Raw genomic sequence first — 19,050 nt, forward strand, 5'->3', positions numbered from 1 at the left:
TAATCCTTTCTATAGAACCATTTCTTTCAGTCTCTCCATAATTTCCTTGGGCTTTGAAATGCCGTAAATGCAGTTCTTTGGGTTGGCGACGAATTCTTTTTCGGTACTCACACTTCCGATAAACGCTCCACCTCGAACGTTCTGAGTACCAGTGTCGGCACTAAAGCCTCCCAATACGCCCCTGTCTCCCGAACCCATTCCAGACGATGTTACAGGTATCACATGACCTACTCCCAATATAAGTTCGAAGAAATTCCTTTTAAGCATCACGTTTGTGATGTGTCTGGCTACGATCATATGGGAATTCGCTCTGAACATTCCATAAGTTACCTCTACTCCCGCATCGCTAAGATTGTACTTGAAGGTAGTTCTATAGATCTCCACAAATACTATGCCAAGAAGCCCTGCTACGATGAAGAGCAGAACCGGACCGTTATCAAATAGGGGCTTCAAATCATTGTAAGTTTCTTCCGGGAATAAGTACCTAACGAGCCATCCAGAAGCGTTCAAGATTGCCGGCCAGAAGAACCAACCGAATTTTTTTCGCGAAAACGCAAGCAAAATGCCTGGAATCACGGTCAAGGCAATCCAGCTCACTATTAAGAACAGCCAGTTGTTTCCATCAATTCCAGAGAGATCAAAATTGAGATAGAAAACGATTCCCAATACGAAGTAGTAAGGGTAAATGAAGTATCTGATCATGAAAGAGCGACGCGTTGGTTTAAGATCCATTTTTACCGCCTCCGGCTTTTGAGATCATTTGAAGGAGCTCTTTCTCGAAGCTGTCAGAGTCTTCCAGCATTATCTTTTCGGTTTTCCCATCTCTGAGAAAGAGAAGAGTAGCTTCAATGGGTGACAAGAGATCTTTAAGAATATACAGGTACAGGTTCATTTGAAAACGATACTTATTTATGAATCTCTTGTTCAGACTGGCAAACTTGAAATCTACTATCCTCCATTTTCCATCCTTCAAATATAGTTTATCAACAATTCCCATTAAAACGTACTTTCCGAATCCATGCTGGAAGTGAAATTCGCTGAAGACTCTTTCCGCCCCCTCTATTTCTTTTATCAGCGGATGAGCTACCAGAGTGGAAAGAACTTTTTTCACTTCAGACAGATCATATTCGTTGAAGTTAATCCTGTCAACTGAGACTGGCCTACCCCCGTTAAGAATTGATTCGAGAGTCGTGACCGAGCCGCGCTTACTGATGACTCCCACCGGTTCAAGCAAGTAATGAGCAAGGAGGCCGATACCTGCGGCATTCTTTACAAGACCGGGGCTTCCAGCGTATGATTCCGATTGCAGTTCAAATTCGTCGTCTGCAGTTATCGAAGTTGGAGAGAGGTACTTTATGTACGAAGAATCTGTCAGAGGCAGTACCGAAGTGACTTCAGGTAACAAAGGTTCTTCAATGTAAACAGTCTCTTGAATGGATGGAAGATCGATTGGATAGAAGTGTTTTACTATCCCTTCAAAGGAAGCTTCAACCTTATCGCTTTCCGATTGAAGCAAAGAACTGCATATCATCTTCGACCATGGTCGGGAGGAATCACTCCTACCATTTAGACTGATAATTATCATCTCACGTGCTCTTGAAAGAGCGACATAAAGAGTGCGCTTTTCTTCTTCAAACTCCTTCTCCTCTTCTAGCGATGCCAAACTTCCGATAAGGCCTTCTTCTCTGTCAGGTTTACTTTTACTTATGAGAAAGCCTCCATCATGGAAGAAAAGTCGCCTGTCAGAGTTCTTCTTTTTCCAGAAAGTGTCACCTACAATCACGATTGGAAACTCCAGTCCCTTTGATTTGTGAACGGTGAGAATCTTCACACTGTCTGATTCCTCTGTTTCAAGAGCGGCTTCCGATTCATCGCTGGAATCTATAAAAGCCTTGATGTTCGAGGAGAGCTCGCGAAGCGAGCTACCCATTCTATCCAGATCCTTCGCAAGCTCAAGAAGCTTTTTGACATTGGCGATCATTCTCTCTCCGGATTTGAGTGTGGCCAGCTTAGGCAAGTAATCTGTTTCTTGAACGAACTTCTCGAGGATTTCGCTCGGTGACAGAATGTACTTAAGTTTTCCGAATTTCTTGAGCAGATCAATTAAGTGCGCAAATCTGTCCTCTTTGCTTTCCATGAGGGCAAAGTACAGTGGCAAACGTCTGAGATCTCTTTTCGACCTTAGCGTTAGGACTTCATCAAGAGAAGCCCCGAAAGCCGGCGAAAGCAAGAACGACACAAGATTGTTGTTGTCTAAGGGATCTACTAGGAGATCGAGCCATGACAGAAGTCCGGAGACCTCGGGCTGTTCGTAGAAGTTTCTGCTTCCAACGGTGTAGAAGGGAATATTCAATTTTTCCAGTGCATTCTCGTAGCTAGAGATCTTTGAAAAGGTCCTAAGAAGAATAGCAATATCACCGGGGACTATTCGCCGTTTCTCGTATTCACCGGTCTTTGTTTTGAAAACAAGCTCCTCTTCAATTAGGGCCCTTACGGATCTTGCGACCTCTCTCGAATCGTCAGATGATTCCGTTCGAATTATCCTCACTCTCGAAGACTCAATATCTCTTTGATATGGTAGAGACTCTATGTCTTCATCGTAAATCGAACGAAAAAACTCGTTTTCGAAATCCCTCTTCATTATCTTCCCAAAAAGCTTATTCTGAAAGGTAACAAGATCGGGATGTGAACGCCTGTTGATTCGTAGGTTTCTTAATTCGCCCCCGTTATTTTGAAAGCTTTTCATTGTCTTGTTGAATACCGATACGTCCGCACCGCGGAAACGATAGATAGACTGCTTCGAATCTCCAACAAAAAAGACTCTATTCTTACTCTCTTCCCGAAGGAGTCGAATGATCTCGCTCTGAAGCTCATCGGTGTCCTGGAATTCATCTACGAATATAAATTTGAAGCGGTCTCTATATTTCTCCTGGACTTCGGGCATCTTGAGAAGCAGATCCCTCGTTTCTGTGAGCAACTGATCGAAATCAAGGAACCCCGATCTTACAGTCCTGTCTCTGTAATCGGAAAGGATTTCGCTATAGGCTGCCGCAAAGGACTTCGAACCCTCGATGATTTCATCGTCACTTATGATTGAGTCACCTAAGAGACTTCCGACAGGAGATGGATTCAGTGCCAAAGAATGTCGTTTACTTGATATGGCTTCTTTCACAATTCTAAAAGCCTTGTCTAAGCCCGTAAGCTGAATCAAAGGTTCCAGGCTTTCGAGGTTATCTTCGAAATATGTTCGTACAACCTTTTCTTCAAGCGTCGCTCTCCTCATTCCGCTTAGAATCTGGAAGCCCGGATCTATTCCAGCAAAAAGGGCAGACTCCCTCAATATCCTTTCGCAGAAGGAATGGATGGTGGAAATCCACGCGTACGACATTTTGTTTCTTAAGGGTTTCCAGCTTCCGGGATGCCCGGAGGCTATTCTATGATCGATTTCCGTTATTACTCGATCCTTCATTTCCCGTGCCGCCTTATTAGTAAAAGTAATCGCTACAACATTATGAACATCAAGCCGTTCTCCGATTCTGAATGACCTGTCGAAGACCCCGACGTACTCCTTAACCAGTGAAAACGTCTTTCCAGTGCCGGCAGAAGCGGTGACAAAAATGTCTTTATTCATATTCTTTTCTGCCTTCTCTCCAGGTTATGGACCTCTTTATCTCGGAGAATCTGCAGCTGTAGCACTTACTTGCAGACACTGTGAATGAGGGAGTGAACTCGCCAGAATAGATTCCCTCGTGTACTTCCTTTAACCATTTGAGAAGATCAGACTCCTTCACAATCCTGTTGTCCTTTTTCTTACCCGCGAATTCCCAGACCTTGCCTCCTTCTGAAGAAATGGTTCTGAAGGCAGCTTTGTTCACGGTTTTTCCGGTCAAAGTCTTGAATACTCCTCCCGCAACATCAAGGCTTTCATCTTCGAGAAGTTTTTCTGCAACAAGCGAATAGAGGAGCAGCTGTCTTTCATCGCCGCTATCACCGCGCTTGTAGTCTATTAGATAGACAGAGGAACTGGATCTGTCGATATCGACTCTGTCGATCTTTCCCCTCAAGTAAAGGTTTTCGAGTAGCTTCACTGGCTCAGTTTCACCTATTCCGAAGGCCTTCTCGAAGGCGTATGGAATGAAATTGTCTCCCATGAAATTCGGTCTCTTTCCTTCCCTGACTGTTATGTACTCGTGAAGTACTTCGCTCAGGCGTTCAAATTCGAATCTGAACACGATATTGCTATCATGCATCAGGTGTCTCTTGATGTTCTCGGCAAGCGAATCCTGCCAGTCTCTATTCTTGCCCGAAAAGAAGTCCTTCAACACTGAATGAAAGATGTTGCCCTCATCAAGAGGCGTTAATTCAAAGACGTGTTCAGGGGAAACATCCAGACCAACAACATAAGAAAGAAAGAAGGAAAACGGACAGTCATGGTAAGACTTCAGTCTTGAGAAGGAGAAGACGTTACCGACAACTTCCTCTAAACGCCTTCTGTTCTGGACTGACCAACTGAAATCTCTTCTGAAGTTCGAGAGGACGGTATCTAAATTGCTCAGAGGGGGAAAGCTCTTCAGAAGATCCCATTTTTCATTCAAGAAGAACTTCGCAGCGGAGATCTTCAACTCGGATTGGCTCATAGATGCCCGGAGTTCCGGAATGTATCCAGATCTTCTTCCCACCTTTCTTCCTTCTCTAGTGGTCTCACATCCCGAACTCTCCGCCACATTCTTCAGGTATGGAGAAGGTAGAATTGGTTCACCGTCGATCGTCGATTCAGGCAGAGAGAACCTCACTGATTCTTCAGCAGTAGAAATCGACAGATACAGGTTGAGCCTTTCGTGTGTTTCCTCATCAAGAAGAAGGTCTCTGGGTCTTGAATCTCCAAACTGCGTGAAACTGTACAAAGGATTCATTTCTACGTGCGGATAAGCACCGTCAACAAACCCAACGAAGACCTTCATTCTTTTCTTCGAGAAGCGCGAATTGATGAGTGACTGTATCTCAACCCTGTTTGCCTTGTTCCTCGAAAGAGGAAACTTGTCATGCTTAAGTAGAAGCATTAGATATCTGTAGTATTCTTTTGGGGAAACAGAGGACTTCCCCATGAAATACAGAAGTCTCTCCAGGTAAGGTAGGGTATATTCGAAAAACCTCACTATTGCATCCATCTCTCTGTCTTTAACTTCACTCTCATACCCGGTTAGACTTTGGATCAGAGAAAGTTCTTTTTCCCAAGTAATGAACATTTTCCGATAATTACCGACATCTCGCTTGCGCAGACTTCGAAAAGAGTCGAGGAGTCTGAAGATTCTTTGAACAGCCGGAACTACTTCGCTGTCAATTCTTTCGATCGCCTCATCAAGCTCCTCAGCCGCGCTCATTTCGAGCTCATCGTCGGCAAGGGAAATTATTGCATTTCTTCTTTCTTTCATGAGGTCAACGAGTCTTGAAAGCCTCTCATCCCAGGAACTCCGTCTCTTTTCCAAGGAGAGCCACATATTTGGTCTCTCGTAGATAATTCTTGACATAGCAGCGGCGGATTCAATAAAACTTGAATCAACTTCTCCCCCATAGCCGCTGTCAGCCATAGCGATTATCTTCTCCGGTGGGAATCCCAGAACCGCGGTTTCAAGTGGCAAGATTAACCGTCTTATCGAGAGAGATGAGTGAAGCTCTTCGTCGCCTTCTATTCTGTGTGGAACACCGTATTCATTCAGCTTATCGGAAAGCAATTTGCTGTAAAGATTGAAGTCGGATGAGACAATCGAAATGTCACCTGGTTCGCAGGCGGAAATAATAGATTCCTTCACAAATCTCGATACGCCTTCGACCTCGGCGAAGATGTCAGGATAGACCACAACACTCACCGAATCACAGTTCTGCTCTACTTTACCTGGAGAGAACAGGGCTTCTTTGAACCCGTTCAGACCGCTTGAAGAAGGACTTTTCTCGAAGAATATCCTTTTGATTTCGAGATCTGTGCTGTTTTCGGCTATCTCATCGATCGTCTCAAGTATCGAATCTATGTTTGAAAAGAGACTTTCCTTGTCAGGTTCTTGAGTAATGGTAATGAAAACTTCCCTGTATGTTGGAATGATGGTCTTGAAAAAGATCTTCAGGGCCGGACTGAAATCATGAAACCCGTCGAGGAAAAGAGTGTCCCCGAATTCCTCGTTAATCAACTCATCCTTGTGCTCTTCAATCCTCGTATATGCGTCGAATGTGTCAAAGATGTTTCTTCTGGAGAATCTACTGTCAAGCTCGTTGTAAATTGACTCTAGAACGGAGACTGCCTCGTCTTCCGTAGAGAATATCCGGTCGAACCCTCTATTCTCTTTTACATCATGAATCATTTCAAGAAGGTATTCGACGAATACGGGCGAGTCGGCGAGTTCGCCCTTTCCCATTTGATCCAGAATGTCACCGATCTCCAACCTCATCAAATGATTCCCAACGTGAATAGAATTCGGATTCAGTCTACGGAAAACCTCTACGGCAAATTGGTCCATTGCGAGGAATCTCGAAGCCGGGATAGTACCCACTCGCGATATGAAATTCTCTCTAAAGTATCTTACGTGGTCGCCGGAAGGTCCCACGAAGAAGTAGGAGAACGGATCTCTCCAATGGACGGTCTCGAGTTCTCGAAGCAACCGCTCAGTCTTTGCTGAGGCTAAAGGACCTATGAATAGCGTAATCTTCATCTTACTCCTCCCACAAATTCGATTCTATCATCCGCTGAGTGTTGTGGAAAATCGCTGAGGATTTCTATAGAAACACGTAAACCTAGGCACCCACGAAGCCCGGAGGAAATCCACGAATTCTTTCGTTGTAAAGATAGTTGATTTTGAGAGTGCGCGCAGATCTTTTAGCCTCTTTGAATCAAATCTCAAATAAACTGTCATCGAAGGCGAAGTAGAACAAGTCATTAAGGCAAAGTTCGTCAGAAAAACAAACTCCTCTTTTAATCCCCAAAGGCCTCAAATGGAAGAAGAGACCTCTCGACTGACCTCTGTAGGAAGAGGTTTCGAGATCCAAAAATCGCCGCGGTTGAAATAGCCGCTAGAGATGGAATATAGACGACGCTCTCCCCCGCAACTCTGGCTTTTTCATAGTACGCAATCACTTGATTTCTTGGGTATCCTTCCAATTAAGAGTATGGGATTTACAGGTTCCTAATCATTATCAACGAAAGACTGCTTTGATCTCGTTCATCAGAGTTCCTTTTTACAGATCTCTGTTTAGTGAAGCAATTGTCTTTCGTTATAAGTCATCCTAGAATACTAGATCAACTCTTAAGGAAGGTGTTTAGATACCGATTTCTTTCCCTGATCAATGCGGCCAACTCTTAACACTTCTGTCACTTCTAGATTCTCCCCTCGCGAATCAGAGAAAAAGAACGTATTGCTAGACATAGTGCAAATGCGAGGAGTCCATGAATATTACATCTGTAGTAGTCAATCAGCCGTCCGTGAATTCTTCTCTTCGATGTTTTTGGTATTTTCTGGGGGATTCAGTTTGACGATAAAAAAGAGTACGAGCATCGTCATTCCAGCAACAGTCAATGCCATACCTACTCCCAACTTGTCCGCAAGGAATCCAACTATGGGCGCTATTATTGCCACCAGCAGAGTCTTCAACTGAGATTCGACAGATAGACCTGATGCCATAGTTTTGTGGTCTATGTTATCGCTTATGTAGCTTATATTGATTGGTCTTCTGAAATTCTCCAGAATGTAGAGCAGGAAGAATACTATCACTGCGATTACTTGAAGAGATACTATTTGAAATAACCCGCTCAGTATGACTAATATCGCCCCGAATATATAAGAGTAATTCAGCGATCTCGCCTCGTTTCCCAGTTTTTTGCTCAACCTTCCGGCATTCTTAGAAGCATAGCTTGTGGCGATGAAGATCACGAAATATACGACTCCTACGATTACGGAGGTTCTCTGCTCCGGGCTGAAGGCAAGCATTATCGGAAGACCAAGGGCGAGAGCCTTTAGAATTGGCTGCAGATACTCCTTGATGACTTTGAAGAAAGCATCATACAGTGACGAGTTGAGAACACCTTTGAGTGCATTGGCACTTCTGAAAATCCCCAGGAAGGCTTTCAATGTTTCTCTTTTCTCCCCGGATTTCAGTTCACCATCAAGTTCCTTGGGGTACATCATCAAATTCACGAGGTTTACGGCATAAGGCAATACTGAGGCGAGAAAGACTATCTTGTAGCTACCCGTGTAAAATACAAGGAAGGCAGCTATCAAGGCGTTTATTGCTGAACCTAGTTGTGATGCGGCTCGCGTTGCGCCATAGTAGTGAACCTTAATATCGGTCATATCATTAATTCTCAGGTACTCAAGTATCATTGCTTTGTGAGTTCCGGTACGGAAGGCTTCCCCAAAGGCGAAAGCTATCATTGCAACCATATATATGTAGAAGTTCGGAAAGAAGTAAAAGACTAAAAAAGAAGAAAGATAGGAGATCATCGAAAAAACCATGGACAATCTTCTTCCAAACAGGTCAGCGAATATGCCGGTCGGGAGTTCCAGGAAGTTAGTCGCTACTTCTCGCACGGAGACAAGAGTACCGATCTGAAGGAAGGAAAGTCCCATTTCTCTGAAGAACAAGATAAGAAAAGGGTCGAAAAAGCGAAGATTCTTAAGGAACCCGTAAGCTGCGAATCTATAGAACTGCCCGTCCCGTTTTATTTCCATTTGAAACCCCTCCCGAAGAGTTCAATAGAGAAATTATACTCTAAGAAAACTCTCCGGGTCCGGTGATTTCACTTTATCAGGAAAATTCTTAAGATTTGAGGGATCAGTATCATTGCGCTCATGACCCACTCCCACTTCTTTGCACTCTTGTACGCGTTATAAATAAGCACAGAAGATAAATAGACTGCTATCGCAATATACAAGTAGGTCAAGTTACTGACATCTCCTTTCTCTTGTCTACTAAGAGAAGAGCAACAGAAACGACTACAAGTCCAGCAATGAAGAGGGGATAGAAGAGCCAGCTGTTGGCGAACCTACCTATTTCGTTTGAGAATATTATGGTTAATGTGGCGAAAATCATTGTAATGAAAAAGGCAGGCATTGAACTGAGCCAGATTTTGAAGTAATTCTTCTCTCCGACGACATGGGCCGCAAATATCCCGGCAAGCGCAGTTGGGGGTACCATGTCACCGAGCCCCGCGAGGAGGGAGAGCGCCGAACAGACAACGATGTCGTTATTCCCGAGAAATGCAAGCAAGAACGGAACTCCCAGCACTGAGGCAGAACCATAGGAAGACACTGCACCGAAAGCAGGGATGCCAAGTGCAATACCAACCAAGAGCGCGCCTTGAGGAAGACCGTTGAGAAATCCCACAATTAAACCCCTCACGCCGTTCAGAGTCATAATCTGAATAAACATCCCGACTCCAATGAGAATCGAGAGTATACCAAGAGAGTTCTGAACCGCTGAAAGTGAGATCTTGAAAAGATTTCCCCTTGCTCCAGTCAATGATGCAACAATTGCCGATATCATGAAGATCAAGGGAAGACCAAGCGAAAAGCCCCAACTCACGTTTTCAAGCACCATGAGTATCACCATTATTATTAACGGAAGATACACCGCAAAGCCCTTTATTGGCTCCCTTTCTCTTGTTCTCACGAACTCCTGGAGATCGACCGGTTTAACCTGTCTAACTCCAATAATCAGAGAAGTGACAATTGCCAGCGGAAATGTCATCAGCAGAAGAGGGTTAGTGAAACCGATATATGGCATGTCGACACCCTGACCGATTATCATTGCGGGTAGATTTATTGGCGGGGCGATCATTCCATATATACCGCTCATTGCGATTATCGATCCCGCTCTCCTTTTGCTAAGCCCCAGGGTCTTCAGAACCGGGAAGGCGATAGCACCCGTTGTAAGAACCGTAGCCGTTGATGATCCAGTAATCATACCGGCTATCATTATGAAGAAAGTCATTAGCACGAGAAGAAAAGTCGGTTTCTTGTGAAAGGCAATCGTCATGTTGCCTGCAATCGTGTCCAGAAGACCCGATACCTTGATTGATTCCATAAAAATCATTGCTGAACCAATCACAAGTATCGTGTCGATGTAACCGAATCCTCCTTCAACGAGATGCCTCAGAGGGAAGAACTCGCCGAAAGCAATTGAACCCGCAAGGGCTGAAAACATCAATGAAACTGATATTGGGATTTTTATTATTGCCAGACCTACGAAAGTTGCAAGCATTACCAAAAAATACCAGACTTCAGGTGTATAAATGGCTGTCACCCCCGGTCATTCAGTTCAAAAATGAGAATATTCCGTTCTGCATTACTTCTTCATAGGTAGGTAAGTTTTCGACCTCAACCGTCTCGCCAATCATCATTTCATATGCACTGAACAAGGATCTGATTATCTGAAGCTGAAGACCGGCCCTGTGAGTCAATGGGTAATCGGGATCATCAATAACATCGTACTTGTCTCTCCAGTTATCCTGCCCGGGATTTGGAGTCTCTGAAAGGAATGAAAGCGAACCTGTTGCGTCACGGATCTCAAGGTGACTTAGGCCTCTAAAGGCTCTGTTCGATTCTTCGAGTTTCATAGATACTCCATAATAAGCCTCGATTTCCATGATCGCCACTGCACCTATTTCCAGAGCATCGGGATGACAGACCAGCGTATAGGCCAAACTGCTACCGGATCGTTCATTCCCCTCGCTGTCTATATAACTGTCAGGTGTCCCGCTTTCATGCATATCTAGATTGAAGTCTACATTCTCAGTGTCTATCAGCTGGATAATTGCGTAAGCAAGCTGCTGCGTGGGATTGCCATCTGCTACTCCCGGATACTGCCTGTTCAGATTTCTCGCCTCTGCTCCATCTTCAAGAGTGAAATCGGATTGTGCATGCTTGAAGATTTCTGGATCGGGTATTCCCTGATCCAGAGGATCAGTTCTTCTATCTCCGTACACAAGAAATCGAGGACCGGATTTACCTTCTATGGCTATGTCTCAACTTTGACAGCAAAAGAGAATAAATGGTGGGAATAAGTTCTGAAAGGTGCATAAGTTCGTAGTAGATATTTGAATCGTTTTTGAAATGCGGTGCCATGTGTATTTGCTTGTCATTTTGTTAGTACTTGACTTGTATTTAGTTATAGTGATATAATATAGGTGCCATGTTTCTTAGACTGAAGCACTTCAAAAACAAGGACGGTTCCACCAGGAGTTACCTGCAGCTCGTAGAGAATATACGAGTGGGGAATAAGACTAGACAGAAAGTTCTGGTTAATCTGGGGAGAGTAGATGATCTTCAGAACAGTGGCCAGATAGATAGGCTTATTGAAAGCCTGAGGAACTTCTCGACGAAAGAATGGATTAGGAAAGAAGCCCTTAATGTGAATCAAACCTATCTGTGGGGACCTGTAATTATCTTCGAGCAGTTATGGAAGGAACTGGGTATCGAAAGAGTATTGAAGAGACTTCTGGGAGATACGGATGCAGTTAGCGATTACGTTGAGGCTATATTCGCTATGGTACTTAACAGACTTGTCGAACCGAGATCGAAGAGGGGAGTAGACAGGTGGGTAAGCAAGGTTTACAGACCTGAGTTCGAACAGTTGAGTCTTCAGCATTACTACCGTGGACTGGATTATCTCGAGAAGTTCAAGGAAGAAGTGGAGGAAGAGCTATTCAGTAATGTGAAGACTCTCTTCAACTTGAATCTCGATCTAGTCTTCTGGGACACAACGAGTACGTACTTCCAGGGAGAAGGACCCGAACTTTCAATGTATGGTCGTTCTAAGGATCACAGGTCTGATTGCAAGCAAGTGATGATAGGGGTACTAATGACGAAGGATGGTTTCCCCGTTGCTCACCAAATCTTTCCCGGAAACACAGCAGACATAGATACTTTCAGGATAGCTCTTGAGGATATACGAAGGAGATTCAACATAGACAGGGTTATAGTGGTAGCCGATAGAGGAATGATAAGCAACGGACTCATTGAGGAGATAGATAAGACCGGGCTTTCATACATATTCGGAGTGAAGATGAGAAGAAGCAAGAGAGTTGAAGCGGTATTGAATCAGCCCGGTGATTACGAAGAAGTGGAAGAGAATCTGAAGGTAAAGGAAGTTCTGCATGAGGGGGAGAGATACGTAATCTGTTTCAATCCATTTCAGGCAGAAAGAGACAGAATCAAGAGAGAAGAGATAGTGAAGAACCTTACGAAGAAACTTAAACAGGGGCCAAAGAGTCTTGTTGGAAACAGAGGATACAGAAGATATCTGAGTATGCAGAAAACAGATGTGAAGATAGACCAGGAAAAGATGGCCTCGGAAATGGTTCTGTCTCTTTTTTGTGTAAACCCCTTTTTTGTAATGGGTTTAAGAATCAGCTTATGTACTTAGCTAATCTTTCATACTTTATCACAAGTTGAGTAAGGATCCTGGACCAATCAAGAGTTCTTACTGTCCATTTCTTTGTTATGTTCATTATTGCTAGATAAGCCATCTTTAAGAGAGAATTGTCTGTTGGAAAGACTCCTTTGTTCTTCGTCACCTTCCTGAGTTGTCTATTAACTGATTCAATGGGATTAGTTGTATAAACCAATCTTCTCAGTTCCTCTGGATATTGAAAGAAGGTTGAGAGAGTTTCCCAGTTATCTTTCCAGCTTTTTATTGACAAGTGGTATTTGTCGCCCCACTTCTCTTCTAGTGCAAGCAATGCATTCCATCCTGCCTCTCTTGTAGGTGCCTGATAAATTGTCTTGAGATCGCGTGCTAGAGGTCTACGATCCCTCCAGGTAACATATCTCATGGTGTTTCTTATCTGGTGAACTATGCACTTCTGAACCTCTGAGAATGGATATACAGCCTCTATGGCTTCTTCCATTCCGCTTAATGCATCTATTGAGAAGATTGCCACGTCTTCAACCCCGCGATTCTTCAATTCGTTGAGAATGCTTAGCCAGTAGCTTGCTCCTTCTGTTTCACTTATCCACATGCCTAGAATGTCTTTGTGGCCATTTAGGGATACTCCTAAGGCTATATAGAGTGCTTTCTTCCTTACCTGGTTGCTTTCAACGACCCTGAAGAATACGGCATCCATGTAGACTATCGCATACGCAGATTCTAATGGTCTGTTTCTCCATTCGGAGACCAGTGGCAGTATCTTGTCCGTTATCCTGCTTACGCTCTCTGCAGACAATCTGGAACCGTAGATATCCTCTATATGACTCTGAATATCTCTTACTGTCATTCCCCTTGCATACATGGAGATTATCTGATCCTCTATACCAGAAATGTCCCTCTGGTGTTTCTTCACAACAACCGGTTCAAATTCACCTTTTCTGTCTCTTGGTATCTCAAGTTCTATTTCTCCGTAATCGCTCCTAACTGTCTTCTTGCTATGTCCATTCCTGGAATTGTCAGTCTCTTTGTTCTTGTAGTCATGCTTCGAATATCCAAGCTCATCTTCCAGTTCTCCTTCAAGCATTTCTTTGATTACGTCACCAAACAATTCCTTCATTGCCTCTTGAACATCTCCGACATCTTCAAATCCATTCTTCTCGATTAACGACTTGATCTTTTCTCTGTCAAATTTCATCTTCTTTTCCCTCCAATCTTCTCTTCCATTCTAGAGGGTTTACACAATCTTCTTTACATACTCTCGGAAATCAAATACGATGGCAAATACGTTCTAAGAACGAACGCAAAACTAACCAATAGAGAGGTTGCTCAATCATACAAGTTACTGTGGAAAGTAGAGAGGGCCTTCAGGGAACTGAAGAGCGGACTCGATCTTCGCCCCATATACCATTACACAGACACGAGGGTGAAGGGACACATAATGATCTGTTTCCTTGCACTAGTAATGGAGACTGCCTTATGCAGAAAGCTGAAAGAGATTGGGAGTACTTTCTCTTACGCAGAAATACTTGAAGACTTGAAAGAGATAAGGGCAGTTGAGCTAACGATAGAAAACAAACGCTTTCTTGCAAGGACTGAAATGATGGGCAATGCTTACGACGCTTTCAAAGCACTCAAGATAAGACCGCCGGATCTGCTCAAAGAGATTGCATAATAGACCACTGTGGTGGTACGTCTGTTTTTCTTTTCATTTTTTCCCTTGTTTAGCTGTTTTCAGATTTCTTGCTGTCAAAGTTGAGTTTGTGCACTTAATGGAAAAAAGGAGTCACGAAAAAGTCATGACTCCAAGAAGCAATCTTAATGAGTTCAAGAAAGACTGTTTTCAGCTATCAGTTCTAGCAGTAGTCATTACAAAAGAACAAGATTATTGAATTTCCAGTAGAAAAAAGGCAGAAGTAGTAACGTGATTCTTCTGCAGGCTTTAGGGAGTTTAGTCAATGAATCTTTTTCAGAGCCTTACCAAAAATCATTCAAAGAACTATTGTTCTTTGAATGATTTCCCTGCTAGTCAGCATAAGGCAGCCTATCTTCAGATGGCAGAAGTGATTCGAACCTTTTGTGGGGTTCTGCCTGGTACCAGAAAGCAACAGACGAATAATCGTCAAAACGGTTGTTGTTGTGACCCTTTTCTATGGTTACTTTCAACGACTTACTGAAATAGATCGGATCCTCTATATGGAATCTGTACATACTCATGTATCCTTTCCAGTTGTTGTTTCCGGGAAGTATCAGCCCAAAGTACTCCGAGGCATAACTTTGAGAAGGACACCAGGCCATACTGAAGTAATCCTCGGTGCCCGTACCGTGGAGAGAAGGCGGCCATGAATCGCCATCGATGAAAATCATGTCGTCGCCTTCTCCGTACCAATCCCACTGATCTGTCTCACGCATGTTATGGACATAGAAGAAGCAACCAACATAATGACCTTTGCCTTGAGCATCAAGAATGACGTAGTTGTCCCTGCCGGTCTTGTTCTGGCCTTGAAACTCGAAAATGTTGTTCGCTACGAACGGCTCCAGAGCAAAGTCTTTAAGATTATTGGGAGCAAGTGACTTCACTAGATTACTTTCATCTCTCGAAACGCCCTGCTCTCTTCGCCATTGCGCATGGAAGTAAGCTATGTTCTCCGGTAATTCTGGCCAGAGCTCGTAATCAATATAGTAGTAGGCAACAAGATCTTGGGAAGAATTCTCGTTAGCGATTTCTATTCGTGCCTTTTTTCTAAATGGCATAGGAAAGAAGCAGTTAAAGCCTCGACCATCTTCAGGTGACATTTGTATGGGCAGAGAAGAGAAGTTGACTGTTTTCCCATGTCCGGCACCAAAGAAATCCCCTATTGGACTCTCAACACTTGGTGCACTTTCGTCATCCCAGAAGATCCGCAATATACCCTTGCGCAAAAAGTGCTTCTCGGTAGATCTGAATGTCATCCATATATGGCTAACAACTCCCGGTCCTTCAATTTCACCCAGAACTAATGTCTCTCCTGCTGCTATTGCTTTCCAGTCTTTATTACCACCGCTTTCATCGTAAGATGATATTCTTCCTCTTCTAGCATTTTTTAGTGTCATCAGGTTTCTAAGAGTTCCACTGGAAAAGTCCATTCTAAACCTCCTGTTTGATTAATCTGACTTTCATTAGATAAACATTGTATGGCGTCCATAATGACATAGTGAAATAAATGTACTCTCCGTCATTTTCAACGAACAGAGGATTCAAAAAAGCCCCGTACAAGCCTGAATACTCCCTTGAAGAAACAAGCTGATGTGGTTTACTCCATGGGCCCCATGGATTGGGAGATTCTCTTATCTCAAGATCGTGACTTTGCTCGTTCAAATAAGTTATTATCCACTTTCCGAGGAAGTGATTGTACATTGCAGAACATTCGCCAACAGGAGCCTCAATAATTATCTCTGCGTCTTCTTCTTTGCTCGACCACTGAGGAATTCCGGAATTATCTAGGCCTGAGAAGTATCTGTATGCATCAATTTTCTCTATTTCTTCGCCATCCACTTTCATTAATTTGACTCCACCGAACCTTCCGCTGGGGATTCCGAAGAAGAAGAGGGTATCGCTGTTCACGTCACAACCATCAGGAATCTTTGGCCACTGGGAAGCCTTCGCAATACCTACCTGGGCAAAGTTACTCTCCGAACCCCATTTTACAGAGTCAAGTACATCCCAGGTCCTTCCGCCGTTCTTTGAAACCGCCAAGCCAGAATAGCTCGTGTTCCACCTCCCCGGTTCTCCCCAGTAGTTGACCATCATGTAGTGCAAGTAAAGTCTTGAGTTGACAGCTACTCCGTTGGTTGGAATAGCCGTAATATCTCCAGGAGTTGAATGAATCAGTTCTTTCGCAGCTCCGGAAGACTCTCCAGGTCCTCCCCAGTAGAAGGCTTCTCGAAGCTCCCGAGCTGAAAAGTTCACTGAGTTTTCAGCAATATCGGTAAAGATAACTTCATAGTCAGAGGTGCCCCACTCTTTTGCGCCAATGCCGTACCTTGCTGAGTTTAGAAAGCCCTCTTTGTCATCAAAAGTGCCGGCTTCAATCCAGTTCTCTCCATCCTGGCTGTAACTGAATACATATGTATTAGAGAATAACCTGTTTTCAATTCTCAGATATGGATAAAGAGATGCCACTTCAGCAATTTTAACGAATTTGCCTCCGATAATTCCGCTAGCTTCCATTGTCCTGTTGCCAAGATGGCCCCACATAATCCAGTTCTGCACTCCGCTGAAGAAAAGTAATCCACACAAATTCGTTGCTCCAACAGGAGCAGAGTTGCTTTCGATTCTTGTCTCTATTGACCATTCTCCAGGTAGCTGAGATTTTAGAAGTTTCGGCGCGAGATCAACACTTGACCACAAATCAGCTCCTTTTACCACATTGAGCCTGACTGTATTATCAGAAAACGCGTATGTAGAAGCTCCATCCCCTGTTATGAACCCTTCAAAAATGATGCCGTCACTCGGATCTTGGTCGGTGGTGAATGCCATAACATTCTTGCGCCAATTTGTTTTGTTGATTCCAAAAGTGTCACCAAAAACAAAGTATGTGATTTCACCATCATTGAAACTGTGACCAAGATCGGTTCCGAAGACGTCATACTTAAGAGTGTTGTTGATTGCGTTGGGGCCTGTAAGCTTTGCTACCATTTCCAGTTCTGTAACATCCTTAAGAGATGTGGCAAGGAGAAACGAAGAAATCAATACCACGCTTAATAGGAGTAAAGCTACTCTTATCATGAAATCAACCTCCTTGTTTTTCGGAAGAGAGATCATAAACTGAATCACGAATTATCAGTTCACCTTCGACGACCACTATTTGAGAGTTTGATTCGTTGTTCTTCATCTCTCTTTTCAGAAGTGCCACGGCATTCATCGCCAAAGACTCGATCGGCTGCCGGAATGCAGTAATGGGTGGAGATGTCACTTCAAGCCATTCAATATCGTCAAAGGAAACAAGCGAAAGTTCTTGTGGAATCTTTATCCGAAGAGTCTTCAGTGCCTGAAGAAAAGCCTTTGTTATGACAAGGTTTCCGGTTATGAGTGCCGTTGGTCTGTGAGAGAGGATTTCAGCAGCTTGGGACTTAACATCATTTTCTATGAATAATCCAAATCTTTCAAGGCTGAACTCTTCACTGAGACCGAAATCCTTAATCGCCTCTCTGTAGCCAGCTAATCTCTCTTCTCCCATAGACGTATTGGGAACACTCTCTACAAAAGCTATTCTTCTGTGGCCTTTACGGTACAGGTATCTAACTATCTTGTAGACCGCGCTTCTGTTGTCCACATTCACCCGACTAAGATCAAGGCCTTCAACGTTTCGATCAAAGAAGACTATAGGGATATCCATCGCTTTAACCCTCTTGTAGATCGAAATATTACCAGTTCTATCCACGGGCGCTGCAAGGATACCTGTAACATTCTTGGAAACCATTATCTCAAGATACTCACGTTCCTTCTCAAGAGACTCCCTTGTTGTAGAAAGCAGTATCTCATATCCGGAATCGTACAGAAGCTCTTCTATCTTTGTCACAAAATGGGCAAAGAATGGGTTGAATGTGTCCGGAACCAGCACGCCTATAAGATTTGTCTTCTGATGCTTGAGGCTCCTGGCAGAATAGTTGGCTATATAACCAAGTTCATCTGCCTTCTGCAATATTCTCTTCTCCAGAGCAGGACCAACTTCACCCTTCCCGTTAAGAGCTCTGGAAACAGAAGCAACCGAGACCCCGAGTTCTTCGGCAATTGATTTTATGGTAACCCTTTGCGCCAACGATTCCTCCTCCAGTCAGAGTTTCATACCGGTCATTTTTATGCTCTGCATTAACTGTTTCTGCAATATCACAAATACAATCAAAGTTGGAATGAGAGCTACCGTGCAGGCAGCTAGCTGAATAGCCCATGGATTATTATACTCTCCACCATACTGGGCTATTCCCAGCTGTACTGTCCGCATCTCCGGCGAATTAATTATCACCAGCGGCCACATAAATGAATTCCAGTTCGCCAAGAAAAAGAAGACGGCGAGTGCTGAGAGTACGGGCTTTGAAAGTGGCAGCACGATCTTGAAAAAAACCCTCACCAATCCGCTTCCGTCAATTATTGCCGCTTCTTCCAATTCTCTAGGGAATCCGAGATAGAACTGCCTCAAAAAGAAAATCCCAAAAGCGTGGGGAATAGCCGGTATTATAAGCCCTCTATAAGAGTCAATCCAGCCAAAGTTTTTTACAATTAGAAACAGCGGGATCAGGATTGCAGAAAACGGAATCATTAGAGTGCTAATGACGAGAATGAACAGTACATTTCTGCCAGGATATCTGAGTCTTGCCAGCGAATAAGCGGCCATAGAGTGAAGAAGAAGAGCGACAATAGTAACAACGGAGGCAACAAAGAAGGTGTTCAACATATATCTGGCGAAAGGCACTTGCGAGAATACTTTTGAGTAATTTGACCATACTGGGTTTTCGGGGATTAGCTTCGGCGGGAATGCGAAGATCTCGCTAGGTGACTTCAGAGAACTCACGAACATCCAATAGATTGGAAAGAGAAAGAACATCGCAAGAGCCACTAGCAAAACGTACCTCAGTATTCCCTTCACTATTCTGGTCTTCATA

Annotated in this window: 11 protein-coding genes and 2 pseudogenes; 2 read left to right on the plus strand and 11 right to left on the minus strand. The window is 43.7% G+C overall.

What is annotated here, in order from left to right:
* Positions 1-9 precede the first annotated feature (9 nt).
* From THEBA_RS07980 to THEBA_RS08005, 6 genes are all read right to left on the minus strand, one after another.
* Positions 10-732: a PH domain-containing protein gene (locus THEBA_RS07980; RefSeq protein ID WP_006487214.1), complete on the minus strand. Its 723-nt coding sequence runs from the start codon at positions 730-732 to the stop codon at positions 10-12.
* Positions 722-3,631, minus strand: a complete 2,910-nt coding sequence (locus THEBA_RS07985) for a UvrD-helicase domain-containing protein (protein WP_014731157.1) — start codon at positions 3,629-3,631, stop codon at positions 722-724. Before THEBA_RS07985 ends, THEBA_RS07980 begins: the two co-directional genes overlap by 11 nt.
* The gene (locus tag THEBA_RS07990; protein ID WP_014731158.1) at positions 3,624-6,701 is read right to left on the minus strand and encodes a PD-(D/E)XK nuclease family protein; all 3,078 of its coding nucleotides are present in this window, start codon (positions 6,699-6,701) and stop codon (positions 3,624-3,626) included. The genes THEBA_RS07985 and THEBA_RS07990 overlap by 8 nt, the downstream gene beginning before the upstream one ends.
* 753 nt (positions 6,702-7,454) lie before the next feature.
* Entirely contained in the window at positions 7,455-8,714 is a 1,260-nt protein-coding gene (locus tag THEBA_RS07995; protein WP_014731159.1) for an MFS transporter, read from the minus strand.
* 208 nt (positions 8,715-8,922) lie between these two features.
* Complete coding sequence (locus tag THEBA_RS08000) at positions 8,923-10,287, minus strand: TRAP transporter large permease subunit (RefSeq protein ID WP_014731161.1); 1,365 nt, start codon at positions 10,285-10,287, stop codon at positions 8,923-8,925.
* Between the two features lie 10 nt (positions 10,288-10,297).
* Positions 10,298-10,969 carry a M14 family metallopeptidase gene (locus tag THEBA_RS08005; RefSeq protein ID WP_049794052.1) on the minus strand — a complete coding sequence of 224 codons (672 nt, stop codon included), beginning with the start codon at positions 10,967-10,969 and terminating at the stop codon, positions 10,298-10,300.
* Between the two features lie 206 nt (positions 10,970-11,175).
* Here THEBA_RS08005 and THEBA_RS08010 point away from each other — a divergent pair.
* A pseudogene (locus THEBA_RS08010) lies at positions 11,176-12,342 on the plus strand (IS1634 family transposase); the annotation flags it as partial.
* Between the two features lie 49 nt (positions 12,343-12,391).
* Here the strand turns inward: THEBA_RS08010 and THEBA_RS08015 are convergent.
* The gene (locus THEBA_RS08015; RefSeq protein WP_014731162.1) at positions 12,392-13,606 is read right to left on the minus strand and encodes an IS256 family transposase; all 1,215 of its coding nucleotides are present in this window, start codon (positions 13,604-13,606) and stop codon (positions 12,392-12,394) included.
* Positions 13,607-13,669: 63 nt separating this feature from the next.
* On the opposite strand from THEBA_RS08015, the pseudogene THEBA_RS14810 reads away from it, so the two are divergent.
* Positions 13,670-14,083: pseudogene (locus THEBA_RS14810) on the plus strand (IS1634 family transposase); the annotation flags it as partial.
* Between the two features lie 350 nt (positions 14,084-14,433).
* Here THEBA_RS14810 and THEBA_RS08025 read toward each other — a convergent pair.
* The 4 genes from THEBA_RS08025 to THEBA_RS08040 are packed head-to-tail and all read right to left on the minus strand — an operon-like array spanning position 14,434 to position 19,049.
* Positions 14,434-15,534, minus strand: coding sequence for a glycoside hydrolase family 172 protein (locus THEBA_RS08025; protein WP_006489378.1), 1,101 nt, complete (start codon positions 15,532-15,534; stop codon positions 14,434-14,436).
* A gap of 1 nt (position 15,535) precedes the next feature.
* Positions 15,536-17,176: a DUF4185 domain-containing protein gene (locus THEBA_RS08030; RefSeq protein ID WP_014731163.1), complete on the minus strand. Its 1,641-nt coding sequence runs from the start codon at positions 17,174-17,176 to the stop codon at positions 15,536-15,538.
* A 4-nt stretch (positions 17,177-17,180) separates the two neighbouring features.
* Positions 17,181-18,209 carry a LacI family DNA-binding transcriptional regulator gene (locus tag THEBA_RS08035; protein WP_006489376.1) on the minus strand — a complete coding sequence of 343 codons (1,029 nt, stop codon included), beginning with the start codon at positions 18,207-18,209 and terminating at the stop codon, positions 17,181-17,183.
* 15 nt (positions 18,210-18,224) lie between these two features.
* On the minus strand, positions 18,225-19,049 hold the full coding sequence (locus tag THEBA_RS08040; protein ID WP_006489375.1) for a carbohydrate ABC transporter permease: 825 nt from the start codon (positions 19,047-19,049) through the stop codon (positions 18,225-18,227).
* Position 19,050: the final 1 nt, after the last annotated feature.

It is taken from the genome of Mesotoga prima MesG1.Ag.4.2 (assembly GCF_000147715.2).
In the GTDB taxonomy this organism is placed as follows: domain Bacteria; phylum Thermotogota; class Thermotogae; order Petrotogales; family Kosmotogaceae; genus Mesotoga; species Mesotoga prima.

What these genes read in the sequence shown, in the direction of transcription:
- THEBA_RS08030 (WP_014731163.1), bottom strand. Translation starts at nt 17,176, where the DNA reads ATGATAAGAGTAGCTTTACTCCTATTAAGCGTGGTATTGATTTCTTCG.
- THEBA_RS08025 (WP_006489378.1), bottom strand. Translation starts at nt 15,534, where the DNA reads ATGGACTTTTCCAGTGGAACTCTTAGAAACCTGATGACACTAAAAAAT.
- THEBA_RS08015 (WP_014731162.1), bottom strand. Translation starts at nt 13,606, where the DNA reads ATGAAATTTGACAGAGAAAAGATCAAGTCGTTAATCGAGAAGAATGGA.
- THEBA_RS07990 (WP_014731158.1), bottom strand. Translation starts at nt 6,701, where the DNA reads ATGAAGATTACGCTATTCATAGGTCCTTTAGCCTCAGCAAAGACTGAG.
- THEBA_RS08040 (WP_006489375.1), bottom strand. Translation starts at nt 19,049, where the DNA reads ATGAAGACCAGAATAGTGAAGGGAATACTGAGGTACGTTTTGCTAGTG.
- THEBA_RS07995 (WP_014731159.1), bottom strand. Translation starts at nt 8,714, where the DNA reads ATGGAAATAAAACGGGACGGGCAGTTCTATAGATTCGCAGCTTACGGG.
- THEBA_RS07985 (WP_014731157.1), bottom strand. Translation starts at nt 3,631, where the DNA reads ATGAATAAAGACATTTTTGTCACCGCTTCTGCCGGCACTGGAAAGACG.
- THEBA_RS07980 (WP_006487214.1), bottom strand. Translation starts at nt 732, where the DNA reads ATGGATCTTAAACCAACGCGTCGCTCTTTCATGATCAGATACTTCATT.